Origin of the sequence: Neptuniibacter caesariensis (assembly GCF_000153345.1) — a bacterium.
GTDB lineage: Bacteria > Pseudomonadota > Gammaproteobacteria > Pseudomonadales > Balneatricaceae > Neptuniibacter > Neptuniibacter caesariensis.
Map to the genome: position 1 here is coordinate 2,039,629 of NZ_CH724125.1, position 16,255 is coordinate 2,055,883.

Below are 16,255 nucleotides of genomic sequence, written 5' to 3' on the forward strand. Positions count from 1 at the left end.
TGGATTGGGTTAGGTAGAATTCATTGCTTTAGCACACCGATGGGGTACGAAATGGCGCGTCAGAAAACTGCTTATGTCTGCAACGATTGTGGTGCCGATTACACAAAATGGCAGGGCCAGTGTACCTCTTGTAATGCATGGAATACGCTGACAGAAGTTCGCCTGACTACGGCAAAAACAGCGGCTGCAGAAGCCAGAAATGTTCGTTTTGATGGCTATGCTGGCGGAGCAGGAAAGCAAAATATCGTTAATCTTTCAGAGGTTGCTCTGGAAGAGATGCCGCGTTTCTCATCGGGAGCGGGTGAGCTCGATCGTGTTTTAGGTGGTGGTTTGGTGCCGGGTTCAGCGGTGCTAATGGGCGGTCACCCTGGTGCGGGTAAAAGTACATTACTACTGCAAACCATGTGTTATCTTGCAGAGCAGATGCCTGCCCTTTATGTGACTGGCGAGGAATCGCTTCAGCAGGTGGCAATGCGTGCTAATCGCCTGGGTTTACCAACAGGCCAGCTAAAGATGTTATCAGAAACCAGTGTTGAGAAGATCTGTGATACGGCTCAGCAAATTCAGCCAAAAGTCATGGTTATCGACTCAATACAGGTGATGCACATGGCTGATGTACAGTCTGCACCTGGTTCCGTATCACAGGTGCGGGAGTCAGCAGCTTATCTAACCCGATATGCCAAGCAGACGGGTACTGTCCTGTTTCTTGTTGGGCATGTAACAAAAGATGGTTCGCTGGCGGGCCCTAAAGTGCTTGAACATATGATTGATTGCTCCTTGCAGTTAGAAGGTTCGTCAGACTCCAGATTTCGTACGCTTCGCTCCCACAAAAACCGTTTTGGTGCAGTGAATGAACTGGGTGTATTTGCCATGCTGGAAAATGGGCTGAAAGAGGTTAAGAACCCAAGTTCTATCTTTCTCAGTCGTGAGGAAGGGCCAAGCCCGGGAAGTGTTGTAATGGTTGTCTGGGAAGGTACCCGTCCGCTTCTGGTTGAGATTCAGGCCCTGGTCGATCAGTCGCATATGAACAACCCGCGTCGTGTGGCTGTCGGATTAGAGCAAAACCGTATGGCCATGTTGTTAGCGGTCTTGCATCGGCATGGTGGCCTGATGACTGGCGATCAGGATGTTTTTGTTAACGTGGTGGGTGGTGTCAAGGTGCTTGAGACCAGTGCCGACCTGGCTCTGCTTATGGCGGTGGTATCAAGTTTTCGTGATCAATCGCTACCGCATGAACTGATGGTTTTTGGTGAGGTAGGTTTATCGGGTGAGATCAGGCCAGTTCCTAATGGTCAGGAGCGTATTAGGGAAGCAGCAAAACACGGATTTAAGCGAGCGATCGTTCCAAAGAGTAATGTTCCTAAAGAGAAAATTCCGGGGATGCAAATTGTCCCTGTAACAAAATTGACTGAGGCACTGGAAGCGCTTTAAGAAGCGCTTCCATCATCAAAGAAGTGGTCTAGTTCTCGTTCAAGCAGGCCTTCATCCCCTAAGTTTAATTCTACCAATCTGCGCAGGAGAGTCAGCGAATCCAGATCCAGGTTCTCAATCAGGAACCCGTATTCCTGGTCGCGGTTATGTGCCAGCGTTGCAGGAGTACGAATGGCGATATCGTCTCCTAAAAGATGAATGACTGCTTCAACCTCATCACCAATATTCAGGGCCAATGGCTGCTCTGATTTAATCAAAATGCCGTTGAATGAAATATCTATCAGCGAGACATTCCAGCTTTGATCCTGGTATTTCAATTCAGTATCAGCATCAAAGCTGATACGGGTAAAGCGACGGCGTTCAATATCTGGTGTTGTCACGGTCTGACTCCTATAAGACAGAGCTTCTTACTCACATTATTATAGACAGTACTGCAAATAAAATTGTGGTCAAGGTTTAATCATTATTATTATCCCTTGAAAAAACAAGGGCTTTAGCATAGCTTCAAGGACTGAGCTGAATCAACGCGCTTCATCTACAATGAGCGTAAGCTCCGCTTTGGTAAAAAATAAAAAGAAGAACATCACAAGTAGTTTGGAAGTTATGTTGATAGAAACGTTGTTGGATGTCTCCCGCGGTAAAAGGCATTCCAGATATTTTAATCAAACCCGCAGCCATTTCTTGTTTCGACGAATTCGGATCATTGCTCTGCTTCTGGCGTTGGTGCAGCCTGCGTGGGTGTTAGTTGATTATCTGCTGTTGCCTCAGGATATGCTGCAATCTATAGCGATTGCCCGAGCAGGAGCCGCGCTTGGCTGTATTGCGCTCGCATTATGGGGTTTTAAACGTTACAACATGAAATTGGCCCAGCTGAGATTGATCCTGTTGGTTGTGATTCTTTCTGCGTTTCAAACGGTTTCAAGTTCGATGCTGATCGGTCATGGCTATGAGTCAAATGTAGCGGGCTACCATTTCTTTCCCTTTATGATTATGACCATGATGGCGGTCTTTCCATTATCGATACTGGAAGCTGTGGGCTATACCGCATTTATTCTGGTTATTGAATATGCCACTCAGTTGGTTAGGGGGACGGCGGGAAGTGTTGAAGGAATAAACAGTCTGTGGTTGTTAGGTGTACTAGGTCTTATTGCGGGTTGGGCTGCGGTAAATCAATTAAATATGCTACTTGGGCTATATCGTCAGGCAACCCGAGATCCGTTAACAGGGTTGGCTAACCGACGCCAGGCGATGGAACAGCTGAGTGGCGATATGAAACTTATGCGGGAGAAATCGAAGCCACTCAGTGTGCTGCTCTTTGACTTGGATAAGTTCAAAAGCTTTAACGATACCTATGGGCATGCAGCGGGTGATATTGTTCTGCAACGCTTCGCTAAAGTGATGCGCAAGTTTGCCCGTAAGCGCTTGGATCTTGTCTGCAGGTATGGGGGTGAGGAGTTCTTAATGGTGCTTCCAGGACTTGATGCTGAACAAGCGGGGGAAGTAGCTGAGAAGATTCGCTTGGCCTGTTATGACGAGCAGGTTAAAACCCCAACAGGTGAGCGTATTGGTTTTACCACCAGTATTGGCGTGGCGGAGCTAAAAGCGGAAGACACTATTGATAGCTTGCTGCAGCATTCGGACGATGCGCTTTATGAGGCGAAAGGCACAGGTCGCGATAAGGTTAAGATAGCGGATTAAATCGGTATATTTCAGACATAAAAAAGCCGGGCATTGCCCGGCTTTTTTATGTACGTTTCTTAGATTACAGATCCGCGATACGCTTGTACTTAATACGCTCAGGCTGGTGCTCTTTGCCGTAGCGACGTTTGTAGTCTGCCTGGTACTCCGTGTAGTTACCTTCGAAGAACTCAACGTGTGAATCACCTTCGTAGGCCAGCATGTGCGTACAGATACGGTCAAGGAACCAACGGTCATGGGAGATGACTACCGCGCAGCCTGGGAATGCCAGTAGGGCTTCTTCCAGTGCTCGTAGAGTTTCGATATCCAGATCGTTGGTTGGTTCGTCAAGAAGTAGGACGTTGCCGCCTTCTTTCAACAACTTGGCCATATGTAGACGGTTTCGCTCACCACCAGACAGGTCCTTAACAAACTTCTGCTGATCGCCGCCTTTGAAGTTAAAACGGCCACAGTATGAGCGTGATGGTGTTGTGTAGTTACCGACAGTGATCATGTCCTGACCATCAGACAGTTCTTCGAAGACTGTTTTGTCGCCGTTTAGGTCGCGCGACTGGTTCACATAAGCCAGCTGTACAGTAGAGCCGATTTCGATCTCACCGGTATCTGGCTGCTCTTCGCCTGCGATCATGCGGAACAGTGTGGATTTACCCGCACCGTTACCACCGATAATGCCGACAATAGCGCCTTGAGGGATAGAAAAGCTAAGGTTTTCAAACAGAACTTTTTCGCCGTAAGCTTTAGAGATGCTGTTAGCATCAATAACTTTGTCACCCAGGCGAGGTCCTGGTGGGATATAGATTTCCTGAGTTTCGTTACGAGACTGGAACTCTTTGGAGTTCATCTCTTCAAACTGTTTCAAGCGTGCTTTTGACTTAGACTGACGGCCTTTAGAGCCCTGGCGTACCCACTCAAGTTCCGCAGAAACAGATTTGCGGTGAGCTGCTTCTTGTTTTGCTTCCTGTTCCAGGCGTGCTTCTTTCTGTTCCAGCCAGGAAGAGTAGTTGCCCTCGTAAGGAATACCGCGACCGCGGTCCAGTTCAAGAATCCAACCCGCTGCATTATCCAGGAAGTAACGGTCATGGGTAATAGCCACAACGGTGCCTGGGTATTCTTGAAGGAAACGCTCGATCCAGGCAACGGATTCTGCATCCAGGTGGTTGGTAGGCTCATCAAGCAATAGCATGTCCGGCTTGTCCAGCAGTAGTCGGCACAGAGCCACACGACGGCGCTCACCACCGGAAAGGTGCTTCACTTCTGCATCCCAGGCAGGCAAACGCATTGCATCGGCCGCACGTTCCAGGGCAGTATCCAGATTATGGCCATCTTTAGCCTGAATAAGATTTTCGTATTCCGCCTGTTTCTTCGCTAGCTCATCGAAGTCTGCATCGGGTTCAGCGTAGGCTGCGTAAACGGCTTCCAGTCCATCCAGTGCTTCTTTCACATCGGAAACTGCTTCTTCAACAATCTCGCGGACGGTTTTGGTTTCATCAAGTTCTGGTTCCTGTGGCAGGTAGCCAACGTTGATACCAGGCATTGGGCGTGCTTCACCGATAATATCTGTATCGATACCCGCCATAATTTTCAGCAGGGTGGATTTACCTGCACCGTTTAGACCTAGTACACCGATTTTTGCGCCAGGAAAGAAAGACAGGGAGATATCTTTCAGGATCTCACGTTTTGGTGGCACGATTTTGCCAACGCGATTCATTGAATATACGTACTGAGCCATGCAGTAATCCGTCTCGTAATAGATAAAAAATAATGAACTGATTTTAGCTGAAAGGAGCCTGTTATGGCTATCTGGATTGACGTTATTCTCGCAGCTCCCGATTCATCTGTTTTGATTGAGCGAAATTGAAGCAGTTTTGCGGATGATTCAAGTGTATCCGGCGCAATGTTTCGCTATAATACGCGCTTTCCCAATTCCCAAAAGGTTCTTCGCTGGAATGTTCTGGCGGCTTTAGCCGTTGTCCTTGCAGCAGAACAGGGTCCACATTGTATTCAGGGGACAGAAAATCCAATGTTTAGCAAAGATATGACTATCGCTGATTTCGACGCTGATCTGTGGTCTGCTATGCAGGCTGAAGCAGTACGTCAGGAAGAGCACATCGAACTGATCGCGTCTGAAAACTACACTAGCCCACGTGTAATGGAAGCTCAGGGTTCAGAACTGACTAACAAGTATGCTGAAGGTTACCCTAGCAAGCGCTACTACGGCGGTTGTGAGCACGTTGATGTAGTTGAAGATCTGGCGATTGACCGTGCTAAAGAGTTGTTTGGTGCTACATACGCAAACGTTCAGCCTCACTCAGGTTCACAGGCTAACGCTGCTGTTTACATGGCGCTTTGTCAGCCGGGTGATACTGTTCTGGGTATGAGCCTGGCACACGGTGGTCACCTGACTCATGGTGCATCAGTATCTTTCTCAGGTCGTATCTATAACGCTGTCCAGTACGGTCTGAACCCAGAAACAGGTGAGATCGATTACGCAGAAGTTGAGCGCCTGGCTGAAGAGCACAAGCCAAAAATGATCGTTGCCGGTTTCTCTGCATACTCACGTGTTGTTGATTGGCAGCGTTTCCGTGATATCGCAGATAAAGTAGGCGCTTACCTGTTTGTTGATATGGCGCACATTGCGGGTCTGGTTGCGGCGGGCGAATACCCATCACCAATTCAGATTGCTGACGTAGTAACGACAACGACACATAAAACACTGGGCGGTCCTCGCGGTGGTCTGATCCTGTCTGCGCGCGCTGATGAAGATCTGCAGAAGAAGCTAAACTTCGCAGTATTCCCTGAATCTCAGGGGGGGCCACTGATGCACGTTATCGCTGCTAAAGCGGTTTGCTTTAAAGAAGCGATGGAGCCTGAGTGGAAAGCGTATCAAGGCCAGGTTGTTAAGAATGCTCAGGCAATGGCTGAAACATTCAAATCACGTGGTATTAAGATCGTTTCTGATGGTACAGATGATCACCTGTTCCTGGTTGATCTGATCGGTAAAGAGTACACAGGTAAAGATGCGGATGCGGCGCTGGGTCGTGCAAACATCACTGTGAATAAAAACTCTGTACCAAATGATCCACGCTCTCCGTTTGTGACGTCTGGCCTGCGTATTGGTACACCAGCGGTAACGCGCCGTGGCTTCAAAGAAGCAGAAGTGACAGAGCTGACTAACTGGATCTGTGACGTTCTTGATAACATCGATAACGATGAAGTGATTGCACGTGTTAAAGGTCAGGTAAAAGAGATCTGCGCACGTTACCCTGTTTACAAGTAATCAGGGTTTTCCGCTATCCCTGATAGCCGGAAAAATGTACAATCCCCGGGCGACCCAATAGGGTCGCCCTTTTTGTTCTCTGGTATCTGGTTTAAGAGAGCAATAACGCTCTTTAGATAGGAATAGTTGATGCATTGTCCGTTTTGTAATGCCAATGAAACCAAAGTGGTTGATTCGCGGCTGGTGGCTGAAGGTCAGCAGGTCAGACGTCGTCGGACATGTGTTAACTGTAATGAGCGCTTTACTACCTATGAAGCAGCTGAGCTGCTGATGCCTCGTTTGATTAAAGCGGACGGTTCACGTCAGCCTTTTGATGATGACAAACTCCGCGCAGGCATACATAGAGCACTTGAGAAACGTCCTGTTTCTATTGAAGAATTCGAAGCTTGTATCAGTCGTATTAAACACCGTTTACGTGCGACGGGGGAGCGTGAATTACCTTCTCGTCAGGTAGGTGAAGAGGTGATGTCAGAGCTGAGCAAACTTGATGAAGTGGCTTATGTTCGTTTTGCTTCGGTTTATCGTAGTTTTCAGGACATCAACGAATTTAAAGCAGAGATCGAGCGCCTCTCCGAGGAACATCAGCAGGAGGATGCCTGAGTGGCAGGCGCCTGGTCAATTGCAGATCATCGCTACATGGCACGTGCCATAGTATTAGCGAAGCAGGGTTTATATACGACAAACCCTAATCCCCGTGTTGGATGTGTTCTGGTCAAGGATGAGGTAATTGTCGGAGAAGGTTTTCACTTTCGTGCCGGTGAAGGCCATGCTGAAGTGAATGCAATGGCGCAAGCTGGAGATCTGGCTAAAGGTGCGACAGCCTATGTGACGCTGGAACCTTGTAGTCATTATGGACGAACACCTCCTTGTGCAGAAGGCTTGATTAAAGCCGGGGTGAACCGTGTTGTCTGTGCCATGGTTGATCCAAACCCGCAGGTTGCAGGGCGGGGTATCCAGATGCTCGAAAGTGCGGGAATTTCTGCTGAATCTGGGTTGTTAGAAGCTGAAGCCAGGGCGCTCAATCCCGGATTTATAAAGCGCATGGAAACAGGGCTCCCATTTGTGAGCCTGAAAATTGCAACGAGTCTTGATGGCCGAACGGCAATGGCATCTGGTGAGTCAAAATGGATTACCGGCGCCGCCGCTCGAAGTGATGTGCAGAAGCTTCGAGCAAGGAGCTCTGCGATCTTGACGGGTGTTGAGTCTATTCTAACCGATAACTCGGCACTGACGGTCAGGGCTGAACAGCTTGGGTTGGCGCAGGCAGAAGAGATCGTCAAACAGCAGCCTTTGAGGGTGGTTCTCGATTCTAATCTCAGAACGCCGATTGATGCGAGTATCCTGAGCCAGCCTGGACGAACGTTGATTGCGACGATATCCAAAGATGCTGTTGTCATTGAAAAATTACAGGCAGCCGGCGCTGAGGTTATCCAGATGCCTGCTAATCAGGGGCGCGTAGATTTAGTGGCGCTGTTAAAGCACCTGGCAGGTGAAGAGCAGTGTAACGAACTACTCGTGGAAACCGGGGCGACCCTGGCCGGTGCATTTATAGACGCAAAGCTTGTTGATCAATTGCATCTGTATATGGCGATGACATTAATGGGTAGCAGTGCGCGTCCAGCATTTCAGCTACCTTTAGCTAAAATGTCAGAGCAGGTTAGATTAAAAAGAATGGATATGCGCATGCTGGGGGACGATATGAAACTGATACTTAAGCCCCTGTATGGAGAAAACAGTTAGATGTTTACCGGAATCATTGAAGCCGTAGGTACGATTGCAGGTATTGAAGAACAATCGGGTGATATGCGTTTGTATGTCCGTACCGGTGAGTTAGATCTGGCCGATGTAAAGCTGGGTGACAGTATCGCAACTAACGGTGTTTGCCTGACGGCGGTCGAGCTTCCCGGTGATGGCTTTGTTGCTGATGTGTCCAGGGAGACGCTGGCGCATACCCGATTCCATACCTTGAGTGTGGGAGAAAGGGTTAACCTGGAAAAAGCGTTAATGCCGACCAGTCGACTGGGAGGGCATATCGTTACAGGCCACGTTGATGGTCTGGGAGAGATTGTTGAGCGTAAAGAAGATGCTCGCTCTATCCGCTTTAGTGTAAAGGCGCCTGCAAATATACAGCGTTATCTGGCGGCAAAAGGCTCGGTGACGGTTGATGGTATTAGCCTGACGGTAAATGCCATTGACGGGGAATGCTTTGAATTGAATATTGTGCCACACACAGCACAAGAGACGATTATGACTGAATATGTCCCTGGGCGCCTTGTCCATTTAGAAGTGGATATTATTGCGCGTTACCTGGAACGACTAATCGGCCATGGTCAGGCTGAAGAACATAATCAAGAGAACACTCAGGGGTTGTCTATGGCTACCCTGATAGCAAACGGTTTTAACCGTTAACGACGGTATATATAGATGAAATTGAATACACCAGAAGAACTGCTTGAAGATATTCGTCAGGGCAAAATGGTTATCCTGATGGACGATGAAGATCGCGAGAATGAAGGCGATCTGGTGATTGCTGCAGAGATGGTACGTGCTGACGATATCAACTTTATGGCGACTCATGCGCGTGGTTTGATCTGTCTTACTTTGACACGTGATCGTTGTGAGCAGTTAAATCTGCCACTGATGGTACAGAGCAATGGCGCGCAGTTCTCAACTAACTTTACGATGTCTATCGAAGCGGCTGAAGGGGTGACCACGGGTATCTCTGCAGCGGATCGTGCTCATACGGTACGTGTGGCGGTTAAAGAAAATGCTAAGCCTGAAGATATTGTTCAGCCGGGTCATATTTTCCCGCTGATGGCGCAGCCAGGTGGAGTTTTGAGCCGTGCCGGTCATACCGAAGCGGGTTGCGACCTTGCGCGCATGGCAGGTTTTACGCCGGCATCTGTGATCGTTGAGATCATGAACGAAGACGGCACGATGGCGCGTCGCCCTGATCTGGAAGAGTTTGCCGAGAAGCATGGTCTGAAGATTGGCACCATTGCTGATCTTATCCACTATCGCACAGCGAATGAGCATACGGTAGAACGCTCTGAAGAGGGTGTTATGGCTACCGAATACGGTGACTTTAACTATGTGACCTACCGCGATGAGATCCAGAACTGTACACATCTGGCGATGACGCTTGGTGAAGTAAAAGCAGATGAGCCTGTTTATGTACGTGTACACAACCGTGCTGAGGTACTGCGAGACGTTGTGGGTGCAGTAAACCCAAATGAAGAGCCTAAGTGGACCATGCGAAAAGCCTTAGCCCGTGTTGCTGCAGAAGGGCAGGGTGTTGTGCTCTTGCTGGATACCAATGAGCGTATTGATATGTCTGAATCGGTCGATCTGATGTTGAACGGTCGTCAGCAATCTAAAGTTAATGTGAGTGCTTCCGGCGCCTATCTTACGGTGGGTACAGGGTCCCAGATTCTGCGTGACCTGGGTGTAGGTAAAATGCGCCTGCTGAGCTCTCCTATGAAATTTAATGCAATCTCTGGTTTTGATCTGGAGATTGAAGAATATATTCCTTGTGAAGAATAACTGGACCGGTATTTAAATCATGTCTGTGAAAACCATCGAAGGTGATTTTGTAAACGTAGACGGTAACTACGCGATCGTTGTTGGCCGTTTTAACGCATTTGTTGTTGAAAGCCTGCTGGAAGGTACTATCGATACCCTGAAACGTCACGGTGTTAGCGAGGAAAAGATCCGCGTTATCCGTGTGCCGGGTGCATTTGAAATTCCATTGGCAGTTAAACGTATTGCTGCGCAGAAGAAAGATGATGCGATTATCGCACTGGGTGCAGTCATTCGTGGTGGTACGCCGCACTTTGAGTATGTGTCTGGTGAAAGCTCTAAAGGTGTAGCTCAGGTTTCTCTGGACTACGACCTGCCAGTCGCAAACGGTATCCTGACAGTTAACAGCATCGAACAGGCTGTTGAGCGCTCTGGTACTAAAATGGGTAACAAAGGTGCTGAAGCAGCGCTATCTGCATTAGAGATGGTAAGCCTGCTGAAGCAGCTTGAGGTCTGATCGCAAATGAGCGAAAACGAAAACAAACCGGCTAAGAAAAAGAAGCCTTCATTGACAACCCAGCGTCGTAATGCACGTAGCTACGCGCTTCAGGCACTGTACTCCTGGACTTTGGCTGGGCAGCCCCTGAACGAGCTAGAAGCACAATTCCGTGTCGATAATGACATGCGTGATACAGATATTCGTCTGTTTTCTGAGCTGCTTCACAGCATTGCAGGCGGCAAAAGCGAACTTGATCAGCTGTATACTGATTTTCTCGATCGTAATGTTGATGAGCTGGATCCGATTGAACTGAACGTTCTGCGCATCGGTGCTTATGAGTTGTCTAAGCGTTTCGAAGTACCATACCGTGTAGCTATCAACGAAAGCGTTGAGTTAGCAAAAACCTTTGGTGCGACGGACAGTCATAAATACGTTAATGGTGTGCTGGATAAGTTGGCTCAACGTGTGCGTATGGCTGAAATAAAAGAGAAACGTAAAGGTTAAGCCGATTGTGCCTTTGGGTGAGTTTGAGCTGATTCAGCGCTACTTTGCGCAGGTCGCAGAAGCATCTTCGGATGCTTCTGTTGTATTAGGCGTGGGCGATGACTGCGCCATTCTTACCCCGCCGGCTTCTCGGCAACTGGTGGTTTCAATCGATACCCTGGTCGAAGGCACGCACTTTTTGCCGGATACGCCAGCGGATCTGTTGGCCAGCCGTTTGTTAGGTGCCGCGCTAAGTGATCTCGCAGCAATGGGGGCTCAGCCTGCCTGGCTGACACTGGCGTTGTCCCTTCCAACGGCAAATGCTGAATGGTTAAAGCGCTTTAGCGAACGCCTGGCTGAGCTTTGTCTGGAATTTAAGATTGCTTTAGTGGGTGGAGATACCACCCGTGGACCTCTGACGTTAACCGCTCAGGTACATGGCTTTGTGCCTGAGGGAGCGGCGCTGGTTCGTTCCGGTGCACAGGTTGATGACCTGATCTGTGTCAGTGGCACATTAGGGGATAGTCGCGCAGGTCTCGAAGCGCAACTGAAGGGTGTAGAACAGCCGGGCTTTGCTCCCTACCTGTCAGAGCGTTTTTTTGCTCCATCACCACGTATCGCACTGGGATTATCTCTACGAGAATTCGCGCATAGCTGTATCGATATATCGGATGGTTTATTGTCTGATCTGGCGCATATTCTTAAAGCTAGTGGTGGCTTAGGAGCACGGCTGCAGCTTGAAGCACTGCCTTTGTCAGGTGCAATTTTGAAAAGCTACGGGCAGGATCAAGCAAGGCAATGGGCACTAACAGGGGGCGAGGACTTCGAGCTTTGTTTCACTATCCCTGCCGAAAAACTAGCTAATCTGGCTCATTTGCCTGTTCCTATCGCTGTTATTGGCAAAGTGACACAGGCACCAGATATTTGTCTTTTTGATCGAGGAATTCCATGTGAAATCAGTGGATCCGGTTATGATCATTTTCTCAAACAGTCACCTGTTGAATAGGGATACCCAGTGAATAAAGTTCCAGCGTCCGTATGGCGAAACCCAATCCACTTTCTGGCATTTGGTTTAGGTAGCGGGGCAGCTCCCTGGGCGCCAGGCACCTTCGGCACCCTCGCCGCTGTTATTCCCTACTTTTGGTTTCAGCAGTTAAGTACACCCTGGTATCTATTGATGCTGGTGGTGACAACTCTGATTGGTATCTGGTTATGTGATCGGACTTCCACGGATATTGGTGTTCATGATCATGGAGGCATCGTCTGGGATGAGTTTGTAGGCTTCTGGCTGACGATGTTTATGGCGCCCGCTGGTTGGGAGTGGATTGCTGTCGGCTTCATCCTGTTCCGCATTTTTGACATCATTAAGCCCTGGCCCATTAAATGGGCTGATCAGAAAGTTTCAGGGGGCTTAGGTATTATGCTGGATGATATTCTGGCGGGTATCTATGCGTTAATCATCCTGCAATTGATCGCATATTTCTGGATCTAGCGGTTCAAGCTTTCAGCGATAGCCTGCGCTATGCCCTCACTATCAAGGCCGCATTCCTTTAGTTGCTCCTGGCGAGAAGCGTGAGAGATCCATCTGTCCGGAATGCCCAGACTGAGTAATGGTGTTTTTATTTTTTCAGTATGTAGGTATTCACTTACGGCTGAACCTGCTCCACCAATGATGCTGTGATCTTCAAGCGTAACAATCAGCTGGTGCGAAGCTGCGATGAGCGCTATCGCCTGGGTGTCTAGCGGTTTTACAAAACGCATATCAATCAGCGTATAACCTTCACGCTTGGCAACATGCTCAGCTTCATGGAGTAATGGGCCAAAGTTCAGAACCGCTACTCGACTGCCTTCCAGTATGGTCTTGCTTTGCCCCAGTGGCAGCTTGCTCATTTCGCCGTTAGCCAATTCCGAAACGCTTCCACGAGGGTAACGAACGGCAGCCAGCCCAGGGTACTTATAACCGGTGTAGAGCATATTGCGTTGCTCTTCAGCCGAAGAAGGGGTCATGATGATCGTATTAGGCAGGCAGCGAAGCATGGCAATATCAAAACAGCCCGCATGGGTGGCACCGTCTTCACCAACAAGGCCGGCACGGTCGATGGCAAGTAACATATCGAGCTTTTGAATGGCTACATCGTGGACAACCTGATCATAGCCGCGCTGCAGGAATGTGGAGTAGATTGCCACCACCGGCTTTAGCTTCTGGCAGGCCATACCAGCACCTAAAGTGACAGCATGTTGTTCAGCGATCGCTACATCAAAGTATCGCTGTGGGAATCGACTGGAAAATTCAATCAGATCAGATCCTTCGCGCATCGCTGGCGTGATGGCAGTTAGGCGGTTGTCAGTTTCGGCCATGTCACAAACCCAGCGTCCAAATACGTTTGAATAGCGTATTTTCTTCTCTTTCGGTTGGCTAATCGGTTCTATCTTGGTGATGGCGTGATAGCCAACGGGATCATCTTCTGCAGGCTGGAAGCCTTTACCTTTAGTTGTGATCAGATGAAGAAATTGTGGCCCCGGCGTGTTTAATACTTTTTCCAGGGTGGGCAGTAACTGATTAAAATCATGGCCATCGACTGGGCCTGTATATTCAAAGTCCAGAGCTTCAAATAATGCAGCGGTCGTTTCTCCAGCCGAGCGATTCTTCAGATTTTTGGCCAGATAAGTCGCTAAGCCACCTTCATTGTGCGAAATAGACATATCATTGTCATTCAGGATGACAAGAAGGTTAGTGTCGGTGTGGGCGGCATGGTTGAGTGCTTCAAACGCCATACCGGCCGTCATCGCGCCATCACCAATAACGGCGACTGTTTTGCTCTCGATCCCTTGTAGCTTATCAGCGATGGCCATACCTAGCGCTGCACTGATTGAGGTGCTCGAATGGCCTACACCAAATGAGTCAAACGGGCTCTCTTCTCGTTTTGGAAAAGGGGAAGGGCCATCGCCTTGGCGAATTTTAGGCATGGCTTCACGTCGTTCGGTGAGAATCTTATGTGGATAACATTGATGACCAACATCCCAAACCAGATTGTCTTTAGGCGTATTTAGAAGATAGTGAAGAGCGATTGTTAGTTCGATAACACCCAGGCCTGCACCAAAGTGTCCACCGCTTTGGCCAACGCTATAGAGCAGATAGGCACGCAGCTGACTGGCCAGTTCCTCAAGTTGATTGTGCTTTAGCGTACGTAAAGACGCAGGATCATTTACCTGATCCAGCAGCGGTGTAGCGGGGCGCTGGGTGGGAATCGAATGAAACATAAAATAGTTTAGTGATCTCTGCGAACAATAAAATCAGCCAAAGCGCGAAGTGGCTCTGCGTTTTCGTTAAAAATAGTCAGGGCTTCAATCGCTTCATGATGGAGCTTAGTTAGCTTCAGCTTAGCACCTTCAAGGCCCAGTAAAGCAGGATACGTAGGTTTATTCAGTTCCAGATCAGAACCCTGGGGTTTTCCAATCGTCTCAGAGTCACCTTCAATATCCAGAATGTCATCCTGAACCTGGAAGGCGAGGCCAATTGCGAGCGCGTATCGGGTAAGGGCATCTAATTGTTCTTTAGAAACTCTGGGGCCGCAGGCTGCTCCCATATGTACCGCACAGAGTAGAAGGGCCCCGGTTTTATGCTGATGCATGGCTTCTAACTGCTCCAGCGTAAGTGGTTTGCCCACATGGCGAAGATCAAAGGATTGGCCGACAACCATCCCCCCGTGGCCCGAAGCCTGGCTCAGTAACTGAATCAACTTAATTTTGCTGTCAGCGCTTTGTTGCTGATCATTGGCAAGCAGTTCAAAAGCGAGGCATTGCAGGGCGTCTCCGGCCAGGATTGCCGTTGCTTCGTCGTAGGCGATATGACAGGTAGGTTTGCCGCGGCGCAGGTCATCATCATCCATGGCGGGTAGATCATCATGAACCAGCGAATAGCTGTGGATACACTCGATTGCAGCGGCGGCATTATCAGCTGCTTCGTCGGTGCCGCCAAGTATCTGATTAACCAGATAAACCAGCGCAGGACGGACCCGCTTGCCGCCATTGAATAATGAGTAGCGCATCGATTCCTGAAGAAGTGGGTCGATACTCTCAGAGGGTAAGCAGTTTTCCAGATGGTTATCTACACGTGACTGGTAATGCTTTAGCTGCTGGCGGATCTCCAAGATTATTCCTCTTCCGGCGTGAATGGTTCGGTTTTAAGCTCGCCACCGGATTCTACCAGTATTTGAACTTTCTGCTCAGCTTCAGCAAGAATGTTCTGGCACTCGCGAGTGAGACCGACACCCTTCTCAAATGCTTGCAGCGACTCTTCAAGAGACAGATCGCCCTGTTCCATCTGATTGACCAGAGATTCAAGTTTCTGGAGGGATTGTTCGAAATCGATTGTTTTTTTCTTACGCGGCATAGGAAATATCTTCTATGAAAGGGCTAAACTTACCGAAGGCTTGGATTAGAATCAATTATCTCTGAAAAATCCAAGTTAAACGATTGTATGATGGATGATTGTAGATACATTTTTGCTATTATAGACAGTTCGTAAAAGGCTTGAACAAAGTTCTCGGCTTGCATTAAGGAGTACTGGGTGGATATAGCAACGCTCGTCGGTTTACTAGGTAGTTTCGGTATCGTAGTAGCCGCGATGGTCATGGGTGGCGATGTTGGGGTCTTCATTAACCCTCCATCTCTATTGATTGTAATCGGTGGTTCCCTCTTCGTAGTCTTGATGTCTTACACCCTTGGGCAATTCCTTGCGGCAGGTAAAATTGCGGCTAAGGCATTTATGTTCAAGTCTTTGAATCCAGAAGACATTATTGCGGAAACTGTTGATCTTGCAGATGCAGCGCGTAAAGGTGGCCTGCTTTCTCTGGAAGATAAAACGGTAAGTAGTGATTTCATGCAACGTGGTATTCAGCTGCTAGTTGACGGTCATGATCCCGATGTTGTGAAGATGCTTCTGAAAAAAGAATCTAAATTGACCCATGATCGACACGAATTCGGTGCTTCTATCTTTGCCTCTTTGGGTGATGTTGGCCCTGCAATGGGGATGATCGGTACACTGGTAGGTCTGGTACAGATGCTGTCTAACATGAGTGACCCAAAGTCGATCGGTCCTGCGATGGCGGTAGCCCTGCTAACAACCCTTTACGGCGCAATGTTGGCAAACATGATCTGTATTCCTATCTCAGATAAGCTAAAAGTGCGTAAGGATGAAGAAGCTCTCAACAATGACCTGATCATTGATGGGTTGCTAGCTATTCAGGCAGGCCAGAACCCTCGTGTTATTGAGCAGATGCTGCGTAACTATCTGCCAGAGAAGAAACGTGCGGCGGCTGAAGGTTAATTCGGTAGAGGACTAAGAG

At 48.7% G+C, this 16,255-nt stretch carries 17 protein-coding genes; 12 read left to right on the forward strand and 5 right to left on the reverse strand.

The window, feature by feature from the left end:
- Positions 1 to 51: 51 nt before the first annotated feature.
- Positions 52 to 1,431: a DNA repair protein RadA gene (gene radA, locus MED92_RS09440; protein WP_007021303.1), complete on the forward strand. Its 1,380-nt coding sequence runs from the start codon at positions 52 to 54 to the stop codon at positions 1,429 to 1,431.
- On the opposite strand, the gene MED92_RS09445 is transcribed toward radA, so the two are convergent.
- Positions 1,428 to 1,811, reverse strand: coding sequence for a PilZ domain-containing protein (locus tag MED92_RS09445; protein ID WP_007021304.1), 384 nt, complete (start codon positions 1,809 to 1,811; stop codon positions 1,428 to 1,430). The genes radA and MED92_RS09445 overlap by 4 nt on opposite strands.
- A gap of 160 nt (positions 1,812 to 1,971) precedes the next feature.
- Between MED92_RS09445 and MED92_RS09450 the strand changes: the two genes are divergently transcribed.
- Positions 1,972 to 3,129, forward strand: a complete 1,158-nt coding sequence (locus MED92_RS09450) for a GGDEF domain-containing protein (protein ID WP_007021305.1) — start codon at positions 1,972 to 1,974, stop codon at positions 3,127 to 3,129.
- A gap of 64 nt (positions 3,130 to 3,193) precedes the next feature.
- Here MED92_RS09450 and ettA read toward each other — a convergent pair whose 3' ends face one another.
- A complete protein-coding gene (ettA, locus tag MED92_RS09455; RefSeq protein ID WP_007021306.1) occupies positions 3,194 to 4,858 on the reverse strand; it encodes an energy-dependent translational throttle protein EttA in 1,665 nt (554 codons plus the stop codon).
- Between the two features lie 291 nt (positions 4,859 to 5,149).
- On the opposite strand from ettA, the gene glyA reads away from it, so the two are divergent.
- From glyA to MED92_RS09500, 9 genes are all read left to right on the forward strand, one after another.
- A complete protein-coding gene (glyA, locus tag MED92_RS09460; RefSeq protein ID WP_007021307.1) occupies positions 5,150 to 6,406 on the forward strand; it encodes a serine hydroxymethyltransferase in 1,257 nt (418 codons plus the stop codon).
- Positions 6,407 to 6,535: 129 nt separating this feature from the next.
- A complete protein-coding gene (nrdR, locus tag MED92_RS09465; protein WP_007021308.1) occupies positions 6,536 to 7,006 on the forward strand; it encodes a transcriptional regulator NrdR in 471 nt (156 codons plus the stop codon).
- The gene (gene ribD / locus MED92_RS09470; RefSeq protein WP_007021309.1) at positions 7,007 to 8,146 is read left to right on the forward strand and encodes a bifunctional diaminohydroxyphosphoribosylaminopyrimidine deaminase/5-amino-6-(5-phosphoribosylamino)uracil reductase RibD; all 1,140 of its coding nucleotides are present in this window, start codon (positions 7,007 to 7,009) and stop codon (positions 8,144 to 8,146) included.
- Entirely contained in the window at positions 8,147 to 8,815 is a 669-nt protein-coding gene (locus MED92_RS09475; protein WP_007021310.1) for a riboflavin synthase, read from the forward strand.
- Positions 8,816 to 8,830: 15 nt separating this feature from the next.
- Positions 8,831 to 9,949, forward strand: a complete 1,119-nt coding sequence (ribBA, locus tag MED92_RS09480) for a bifunctional 3,4-dihydroxy-2-butanone-4-phosphate synthase/GTP cyclohydrolase II (protein ID WP_007021311.1) — start codon at positions 8,831 to 8,833, stop codon at positions 9,947 to 9,949.
- Positions 9,950 to 9,968: 19 nt separating this feature from the next.
- Complete coding sequence (ribH, locus tag MED92_RS09485; protein WP_007021312.1) at positions 9,969 to 10,442, forward strand: 6,7-dimethyl-8-ribityllumazine synthase; 474 nt, start codon at positions 9,969 to 9,971, stop codon at positions 10,440 to 10,442.
- A 6-nt stretch (positions 10,443 to 10,448) separates the two neighbouring features.
- Positions 10,449 to 10,928 carry a transcription antitermination factor NusB gene (nusB, locus tag MED92_RS09490; RefSeq protein ID WP_007021313.1) on the forward strand — a complete coding sequence of 160 codons (480 nt, stop codon included), beginning with the start codon at positions 10,449 to 10,451 and terminating at the stop codon, positions 10,926 to 10,928.
- 7 nt (positions 10,929 to 10,935) lie between these two features.
- Positions 10,936 to 11,913 (forward strand): thiamine-phosphate kinase, encoded by a 978-nt coding sequence (thiL, locus tag MED92_RS09495; protein ID WP_007021314.1) that lies wholly within the window; start codon positions 10,936 to 10,938, stop codon positions 11,911 to 11,913.
- Positions 11,914 to 11,922: 9 nt separating this feature from the next.
- Positions 11,923 to 12,399, forward strand: coding sequence for a phosphatidylglycerophosphatase A family protein (locus tag MED92_RS09500; RefSeq protein WP_007021315.1), 477 nt, complete (start codon positions 11,923 to 11,925; stop codon positions 12,397 to 12,399).
- Here MED92_RS09500 and dxs read toward each other — a convergent pair.
- The 3 genes from dxs to MED92_RS09515 are packed head-to-tail and all read right to left on the reverse strand — an operon-like array spanning position 12,396 to position 15,300.
- Positions 12,396 to 14,168, reverse strand: coding sequence for a 1-deoxy-D-xylulose-5-phosphate synthase (gene dxs / locus MED92_RS09505; RefSeq protein ID WP_007021316.1), 1,773 nt, complete (start codon positions 14,166 to 14,168; stop codon positions 12,396 to 12,398). The two genes, MED92_RS09500 and dxs, sit on opposite strands and share 4 nt — an antisense overlap.
- A gap of 8 nt (positions 14,169 to 14,176) precedes the next feature.
- Positions 14,177 to 15,058: a (2E,6E)-farnesyl diphosphate synthase gene (ispA, locus tag MED92_RS09510; protein WP_007021317.1), complete on the reverse strand. Its 882-nt coding sequence runs from the start codon at positions 15,056 to 15,058 to the stop codon at positions 14,177 to 14,179.
- Between the two features lie 2 nt (positions 15,059 to 15,060).
- Positions 15,061 to 15,300 (reverse strand): exodeoxyribonuclease VII small subunit, encoded by a 240-nt coding sequence (locus tag MED92_RS09515; protein WP_007021318.1) that lies wholly within the window; start codon positions 15,298 to 15,300, stop codon positions 15,061 to 15,063.
- 177 nt (positions 15,301 to 15,477) lie between these two features.
- Between MED92_RS09515 and pomA the strand changes: the two genes are divergently transcribed.
- The gene (pomA, locus tag MED92_RS09520; RefSeq protein WP_007021319.1) at positions 15,478 to 16,236 is read left to right on the forward strand and encodes a flagellar motor protein PomA; all 759 of its coding nucleotides are present in this window, start codon (positions 15,478 to 15,480) and stop codon (positions 16,234 to 16,236) included.
- The last annotated feature ends 19 nt before the right edge of the window (positions 16,237 to 16,255 follow it).

Excerpts from the sequence above, each read along its gene's own strand:
- MED92_RS09475 (WP_007021310.1), top strand. The coding sequence starts at position 8,147 with ATGTTTACCGGAATCATTGAAGCCGTAGGTACGATTGCAGGTATTGAA.
- radA (WP_007021303.1), top strand. The coding sequence starts at position 52 with ATGGCGCGTCAGAAAACTGCTTATGTCTGCAACGATTGTGGTGCCGAT.
- nusB (WP_007021313.1), top strand. The coding sequence starts at position 10,449 with ATGAGCGAAAACGAAAACAAACCGGCTAAGAAAAAGAAGCCTTCATTG.
- MED92_RS09515 (WP_007021318.1), bottom strand. The coding sequence starts at position 15,300 with ATGCCGCGTAAGAAAAAAACAATCGATTTCGAACAATCCCTCCAGAAA.
- dxs (WP_007021316.1), bottom strand. The coding sequence starts at position 14,168 with ATGTTTCATTCGATTCCCACCCAGCGCCCCGCTACACCGCTGCTGGAT.
- glyA (WP_007021307.1), top strand. The coding sequence starts at position 5,150 with ATGTTTAGCAAAGATATGACTATCGCTGATTTCGACGCTGATCTGTGG.
- ribH (WP_007021312.1), top strand. The coding sequence starts at position 9,969 with ATGTCTGTGAAAACCATCGAAGGTGATTTTGTAAACGTAGACGGTAAC.
- ettA (WP_007021306.1), bottom strand. The coding sequence starts at position 4,858 with ATGGCTCAGTACGTATATTCAATGAATCGCGTTGGCAAAATCGTGCCA.
- nrdR (WP_007021308.1), top strand. The coding sequence starts at position 6,536 with ATGCATTGTCCGTTTTGTAATGCCAATGAAACCAAAGTGGTTGATTCG.
- ribBA (WP_007021311.1), top strand. The coding sequence starts at position 8,831 with ATGAAATTGAATACACCAGAAGAACTGCTTGAAGATATTCGTCAGGGC.
- MED92_RS09450 (WP_007021305.1), top strand. The coding sequence starts at position 1,972 with ATGAGCGTAAGCTCCGCTTTGGTAAAAAATAAAAAGAAGAACATCACA.